Annotated in this window: 5 protein-coding genes and 1 pseudogene; all 6 read right to left on the bottom strand. The window is 50.1% G+C overall.

The window, feature by feature from the left end; all coding sequences use genetic code 11:
- Positions 1–647 (bottom strand): CxxxxCH/CxxCH domain c-type cytochrome (locus tag JCM15764_RS13445; protein WP_243688985.1); only part of this gene is annotated, 647 nt, incomplete at its 3' end.
- 195 nt (positions 648–842) lie between these two features.
- A pseudogene (locus JCM15764_RS28490) lies at positions 843–959 on the bottom strand (CxxxxCH/CxxCH domain c-type cytochrome); the annotation flags it as partial.
- Positions 960–1,484: 525 nt separating this feature from the next.
- On the bottom strand, positions 1,485–2,102 hold the full coding sequence (locus JCM15764_RS13440) for a CxxxxCH/CxxCH domain-containing protein (protein WP_054696560.1): 618 nt from the start codon (positions 2,100–2,102) through the stop codon (positions 1,485–1,487).
- A 2-nt stretch (positions 2,103–2,104) separates the two neighbouring features.
- Complete coding sequence (locus JCM15764_RS13435; RefSeq protein WP_054696557.1) at positions 2,105–3,406, bottom strand: CxxxxCH/CxxCH domain c-type cytochrome; 1,302 nt, start codon at positions 3,404–3,406, stop codon at positions 2,105–2,107.
- A 1-nt stretch (position 3,407) separates the two neighbouring features.
- Entirely contained in the window at positions 3,408–4,406 is a 999-nt protein-coding gene (locus tag JCM15764_RS23735) for a cytochrome c3 family protein (protein ID WP_243688984.1), read from the bottom strand.
- A 285-nt stretch (positions 4,407–4,691) separates the two neighbouring features.
- Positions 4,692–7,535, bottom strand: coding sequence for a hypothetical protein (locus JCM15764_RS13425; RefSeq protein ID WP_054696552.1), 2,844 nt, complete (start codon positions 7,533–7,535; stop codon positions 4,692–4,694).
- Between the last annotated feature and the right edge of the window lie 66 nt (positions 7,536–7,601).

The raw sequence follows: 7,601 nt of genomic DNA, 5'->3' as shown, positions 1-7,601 counted from the left end.
GCCGTTCCGCCCTGGATTACGTTGATCGACTTGTTCAGGTGATTGCCGCTGGCACTCAGAGCGGTGCCGCTCATGGTGGTGCTATGGCAGTTCTGACAGGTGGCGTTGGCACCGGTTGTCCCTACGTGTTTTGGGTGGTTGTTGGTCTTCAAGGTGCCGGGTGCAGTGGAGGTATATACCGGCTCGCCTGCCTGGCTGGTGCCTCCGCCGTGACAACCTTTACAGTCAAGGGCCGGGCCGGTGCTCCAGCTTACGGTCGTTCCGGCTCCGCCTTTACCGTCGCTGTGGCAGTATGCTGCGGTACAGGCTGCCTTGTTCTTGCCTGCTTTGGCGCCGGAGAAATCCTTAAAGGTATTAACATGGCTGGCCTCGCCTGCGGCGCTGATTGACGTTTCACTGTCGACAGTATTCGCATGGCACTCTACACAACTTAAATTGGAACCCAGAACTGTGTCATTGTTGATATGCTGGGTATGTTTGCCAGTAGATATGGCAGCGCCACTGGCCAAAGTGCTGTTATGACAGCTCTTACAGGTTATGGTCCCCACTTCTGCCCAATTCGGATCATGAGTGGCAGTGAATGGAGCGGTAGTCGTCGAGCCATCACTATGGCAATACAGGTTGGAACAGGTACCCGGTATACTCACGCCCAGTGCTATCTGACTTGGAAGGTATTTATAGTTGGATCCTGTATAAGTAAAGTTAACGGTAATACCGCGTGCAACACGGCCTGCACTGGTAGCGTGCTGAAATGGTTCGGCTTCGGAATTATGATTTGGGTGACACTTGACGCAGGAAACATTTATATCAGTTCCGTATTTTGCGAGATGTTTACCATGGGCCGCGCTAGCGAGTGTAGAGTGGCAGGTGTCGCAATTAGTAATTGTCTTCGAACTCCCCCAAGCAGGGGATGTTTTTTCAAAGTGGCAGTTAACATTGGAGCAGTTTGCATTGGTCATGACCGGATTGGATGTCTGGTTAACAAAACCAAGCCCTCCGGCTTTAAGATAGGTGGTAGCCGCGGGGGAAGCGTTAATATCTGCTCGAAAGCTGATCTTGCCATCGCGGTGGCCAAACGTAGTATTCTTCACATGGCAGTTATCACAGCTTGTCACCGGAGCACCATTTGCCATATGGGTCCTGTGGTTTCCCACAACACCACCGGTGCTTATGTTTCTATAACCCCAGTCTACAGGTCTGACGTCACCGGTTAGCCGTTCGCCATGACAGTCTGAACAACTGTTAATTTTGTTGCCAGTCAGTGCCAGCGCATTCCCCGAAAAGACAAATACAGTCATTAAGGACAACAGCAAGAATAGAATCAGTTGTTTGAAGTATCCTGCGCTGTGACATGTCTTCATACTTGACTCCTTAAATATAACTGAAAACGATTGTAATCTCATACTGACATCCTCAATGGGGAGGGGAACCCTCCCTTTGACATAATATTTATCTATCCAATTAACTCTGGCAAAACATCACAATTACTTTTCGCTACTCCACTTCGGTGACGCCTGGAAGTGGCAGCTGACGTTAGAGCATGTACCGGATTGGTAGAGGCTGCGATCGTCGGATTTATTGCCTGAGTAAGTAATCGGCAGTTTGGAATCAAATTTGTATTTCGGATCCACTTGGACGTTGACCGTGCTCGGTTTGGTGTAATCACCCCTCATGTGGTTTCCGCTGGTGTCTGAACCATAGTGGCACTTCAAGCAGTTTGTCCAAACTTGTGTTGCTTTGGCGCTGGCAAGGACGTGTCCGGCAACATCATGTGCGCCACCGCCGCCTGAGTAGTTCTGCAGTCTTGCGCCGGAGTAATTATCCATGTGGCCATAGCCGGCCTGCATCGTCTGGACCGGCGGATAACCGTGACATCCGTCGCATCCGCCTGACGGCTGGAAGGCATAGACAGTTTTGTCCGACTTGTGTTTGTGGCAATCAAGACAGCCGCTAGTATAATGCTGCGGTGCAGTATAGTTGCTGAAGAATTTTGTCTTGGTATGGCACACCTGACAGAGACCGGTATACAGGTTACCGACTTTGACGGTCTTAAATAGAGAAGTGGTATTGTTGTAAGTGATATTGCAGGTGATGTTTTTCAAAACTACCTTGTCCCAGGCGACGATCTTCGCCTGATCATGTTCCGGTTGCCCGTGCCATGAGGATCATGACAGGTGTTACAGGCGCTGGGTTTGGAGTTTACGGCAGCTGACGTACCGATGTAGTCGGTAACGTGGGTATACATGTTCTTTTTGTTCTCCGTAGGCACCGTTGCGGTGTTGTGACAAGCGTTACACTCATTGTTGAGTGCACCCGTGTAGGCCGGCAACAACCTGGTGTCGTGAGCAGCAGGGTCGATGTGCTTGGCATTAGCATCATGGCACGAAGTACAGTTGTAGTTCATGATGACGCCGGTGCTGCTGGAGTTCATGTTATGGCCCCGGCTGGCGGCAAAAGACTTGCCGGGTGCAGTTGCACCATTCACATTGGACAGGGTGCCCGTATGGCAGCTTTCACAGGTAATGCCGGTTCTTCCGGTTACCCAGGAGCCAGAGCCGATGCCGTTGGCATGGCATGAGGCTGAACAGGTTGAGGAGCTGACATCCACTGTCGTGCCGTTAAGATGCTTGGTTGTGTAATCGGGACCATGACATTTGTTACAGGCAACCACTGTGTCAAATTGTGTGAGTTTTGGCCCATAGAGTGTTGTCTGAGACAAGTGCGCCTGATGGGCACCGCTGGTTCTGTCGGTTGTGCCGTGGCAGGTTCCGCACTTGCCGGTAGACGAATCAGTCCAAGTGGGGGCTGAATAATTACCAGACCCATCACTGTGGCAGTATACCGTCGAACAGGAGTTTCCGTTAAGGGCAAAGGGCAGCCCCACTGATGCAAACTGCAGCTGCTTAATGCCGTCGACATGCTTGGTTTTGTCAATTATTGTACCTGAACCGCTGGCAGTGGCGGCATGGCAGTTTTGGCAGACATAATTTTTAGCAAGGTGGGCGCCATGGGCATTTGTTGTCGGTGCTGCCTCATGACAGGAATTACATGTTGTTTGTTCGCCAAACCAGTTAGGCGTTGTTTTATATGCTATTGAGTAGGTTTTGAATGCAAGCTTGGGTGCGCCATTGCTGTGGCAGTAAACGGTAGAACATTTATTGGTGCTTGTGCTGTATGAAGGGAGAGACCCAAATTTGGAGGCCACCGCATCGGCATCTACATAGTCGGGACGGCGGTAGACATCCTGGTAATTGCCTTTGTCATGCAGTGCGAGAGAGGCACCGTCATAGTGACACTCCAGACACTTGAGGCTGTAATTGTTGGAATGTTTGGTATGGGCTGAAACAGCTTCATTGCTTGATACCCGGCTGCGGCAGTAGTGGCGGTGGGCGGTTGACCGTGGCACTCTAAACAGGAGGCAGCGAAACTCCATTTGCTGTCGTGGTTATGGCAGCGATTACAATCAGCTGCAACGGCATTGACAATATCATGTGCCTCTGGGTAAGGATTGCCGCTCGGAGCAATTGCTTTCCAAGGTGGCACCCCATGACAGCTCTGGCAGACACCCTTGCCATCCGCCTTTTGTAGAGTCTCTGGGCAGATGCATCCTGGAACAGCGTCTGCTTGGGCGTGGTTAGTTTCTTGTTATCCTTCCAGCCTGTGGCAGATGACCAGTTCATATAACGTTTGACCATGTATACGTTTGGCACCATTGTCGCGGGGTCAGTCGCGAAGGGATCGTAATCCACGTGGCCGCTGTGGCAGTCAGTACAACGCACCCTCTGGTTGCGGCCATTATGTTCATGCTTATTTGTGTGGCAGTTGGTACAGATATTGGGGCTGTCCAGGGTAGTATAGTTCACGTACCGGTAATCTGTCCGCAGCAGGTAACCTTTGGAGGGGACAAGCCCGTTTACCATTGCCGTTGAAAAGTTATCGAGGGTCTTGCTGCTGGAATCGGTGAAGTGAGCATTGTGACAAGTTGTACATACGACTTTGCCGTTAGCCAATTTCATATCTGAAGTTGGGTTGGCGGGATTACTATTAACCGGCGAAGCTGAATATTTAGTGGGTTTGCTTGAAGCAACGGCGTTGTAGTCCATGTTTACAGGATGTGAGCCGTATATGTGAGAGTTTGTGTTCCTGAGACGATGACAATCGAGACAGAGCTCATCGTTGTTCATGGACTGTCTGAGCAGGTGAGGAAGCGGTGATGGCGCGTGTATTCCATGGCAACGGTTACAACTCAAGCTACCGTTGTAGGAATTAATGGTATTCATGACGGGATTGACAGGTGGTAGAGCCCCTGCTGCCGGGTTATCGTCGGTTGCAGACCACTCGTGAGAACTGTGTGAATAACTGTCATTCTCGTTGCTTTCGATCGTCGTCCCAAATGGATTGGCCATATCTCCCACAAAGAACTGCTTGTTCGTGGTAGAAGCACTACCTACCTTGTGACATATCATACAGACATTATTATTAGCAGCATTGGTAATATCAGTACCAGTCGCATGACAGGCACCGCAACTCTGTTGGCCGAAATCATGCGAAGGTGGCAAGTATTGCGCCTGCGCTGTTATTGTCACAATTGTGACCAAGATCAGTGTCAGCAGAGCATTTTTAATTGGTCCATTCATGTTTACGCTCCTGAAAGCATTTATATACGTAGTTTCTGATTACCGTGTCCGAGGTTACCAGGTAAAAGTGCTATCAACTGCTTTTTTGCGAATAAGGATAGCATCCGACAAATCTATGACGCCGTTTGGATTAGCAAACCCATTCAGAAGTGGTCCGATATCGCCTTGCAGTAGCTGTTCTTGTGTAGGCACCTTGCGCCCGTAAGCAAAATCCAGCGCCAGTTGCACATCTACCGTGTTGACAATAGCATCAGCATTTAAGTCGCCGGAGGGTTTGGTATAGGAAGAACTCAGACCCGTAATCACACTTATATTGCCTGCGGCATCAGTTGCTTTAATCTGGAGTGTATCCCTGCTGTAACTTGCCGAAGACAGATTGGCAGTCCACTGGCCAGCAGTAACGACTACGGGGAAGGATGTAGCCCCATCTTTAACAGTGATACTGGCTTGGCTTTCAACTGTACCGCTTATGGTCTTGGGATAACCGGCATATGTTGAACCAAGAGTAAGAGCAGGCGGCGTTATGTCATAGTTGATATTGCGTACCTGGGTAACAGGGGGATTATTAGCTGAATCAGTCGCAGTCACCTTGATGGTGTTAGGACCTGCGGCAAGATAAGCACCCGGGTATAAGACAAAAGTTCCATTGGTCAAGGTCGGAGTCACCGGAGTTGAATTTACCATGGCGGTCAATGTCGGGTAGCCGCCTGCGTCAGCCGAAACCGTACCGGCTATTTCAATACTGGGATCATTGATGGAAATGTCCGCTGCAGGCGATGTAATTGCCAGACCAGGCACGGTTGTATCAAGGGTGACAGTACGCTTCAGACTGGCATCACCAGCACCGGCATTAGCACTAATCACTATGACGTTTTGGCCGTTCACCAGAGGCAGGCCCGTGACTGGCGCCGACCAATTGCCGGCGGCATCGTTAGTGACCCCGGCGACAACCACGCCGTTATTGGTGATGGTAACGACAGAATTGACAGGTGTTACCGTGCCGCTGACGGAGACAGTAGCTGAATTTGTAAAGGAATTATCGGCAGGGGTAGCAACACCTAAAGTCAACACAGGCCTGGTCGGTTGATAGTTGATCGTCCTGGTGTTGACGAAAGACGTATTACCCGCAAGGTCAGTGGCTTGAACAGTTATGGTATTGGCACCCTGCTGAAGAGTGACCGAAGCGCTGAAGGAGGCTGCGGGTAACGGTGTCGAATAAATGGTCGCAGCGCCACCATTTACAGAAACCGATACGGTAGAGGGATTTGCATCCTGCACGTATCCCGAAATATTCTGAGTCATCGTGCCACTGCTGTAGCTGTTATCGGGAAGAGCGGATATATTCAGAGAAGGTGAAGTCGTATCACTGATAATCGTCACACTAGCAGAAGCAGTAATGCTACCGGGTTTACTTGCCGTTACCGTGAAATTGTTGGCGGCGTTATTGGAAAGGGTTACCGTTCCAGTCCACGATGTCCCTGTCACAACAGCCGTGCTTGCAATTCCCGTAGTATTATTTGTTATATTTACCGTGCAATCGGCGTCCACGGTGCCGGACAACGTCGTAGAAAGACCATTGACCACTTTACCAGTGGCCGTTGTTACGGTAAGTGACGGAGCATTGAGGGTATACAGAACATTTATCTCTTTGGACAACTCCTTGCCCGTTACATCGGTGGCCAGGACAGTAATCTTATTGACACCCAACGCCAAACCGGTGATGGTAGCGTTCCAAACCTGACCTACCGGCTCAACCAGACCTGCAATGGCACCGGTATTTGTCGTTATCTTGATTTGAGAGCCAGGCTTAACCGTTCCACTAATTGCATAGTTCGAAGAATTCGTGTTCAGTGGAGATGCATTAATATTGAGATAGATCGGGTTATTGTCAGAGGGGGTCATACCGCCGTCAATACCGATAATCTGAATACTGCTGTTGGCCGAAGGGACCAGAAGCCTGCTATAAACAGGATCAAATGCAGCATCCGATGGAAGCAGGAATTGCCAATCCTGAACCCCATTCAGCATACCGTAGATATAGGAGCCGGCAGAGATTGCGCCAGCTCCAACGAGAGACAGATATTTACCATTCACCCCATCCAGAGGATCGATGACCTGAATTCCGCTTTTCCAGGTATCAACCACATACATCCTTTTCAACTTTCCAGCTTTATCATATTCAAAGCTGACGCCTTGGGGAGCAACAAAATCCAAAGGCTGATCACGTAAGGTACCAAGGCCAATAGTTTTCACATTGGTTAGATAAGTTGGGTTAGAAGGATTAACATCGAAAAGCTGAACCCTGCCGTTCATAGAGTCTGCAACAGCAAGTCGATTGAGGTCTTTGTCGTATGCAAGGCCAGCTGGAAACTGAAAAAAGCCGACCGTTTTACCCAGGCCGCCAAACGAGCGCACATACACACCGGAAGCAGCAAAGACGTGAACCTGATGCTTTGCAGCATCAGCAACGTATGTGGAGCCAAGACTATCGACAGCGACACCAGTCGCTTTAGTGACGACCCCTTCTCCTATTCGCCTGACCTCGGCGCCGGTACCGGGATTGACAACGGAAACATAGTTACCGCAGGTAACCAGCAGATCACTACCCGCGAAGGCAATACCAAGCGGAATACCAGTTGTTTTTATGGTCTGCACCAGATGGCCATAAAGATTGTACTTCAAAACTGCCCCGGCCCTAGGGTCAGTGACATAGTAATTGTTGCCGGAAGATTCGACAAGGATCCTCGCAGGCGTCATCATCCCATCCCTGACAGGGGGCATGGCCTTGGCCACAGGGGCCACCGCTGCCGCCAAAGAAATTGTTCCCGGCAGTGAAATGACTGCGACAAGCAGCGAGACGACAAGCAATGTTGTAAGGTTGCGCTTTGCGTGAATCATCTGAAAGCCTCCGTAATTATTGGAGATATTCTAATATAAATTAAGAATCTGGTCTGATTGCAGGGT

Source organism: Geotalea toluenoxydans JCM 15764 (assembly GCF_001311985.1).
In the GTDB taxonomy this organism is placed as follows: domain Bacteria; phylum Desulfobacterota; class Desulfuromonadia; order Geobacterales; family Geobacteraceae; genus Geotalea; species Geotalea toluenoxydans.
This window is presented reverse-complemented; position numbering and strand designations above follow the sequence as displayed.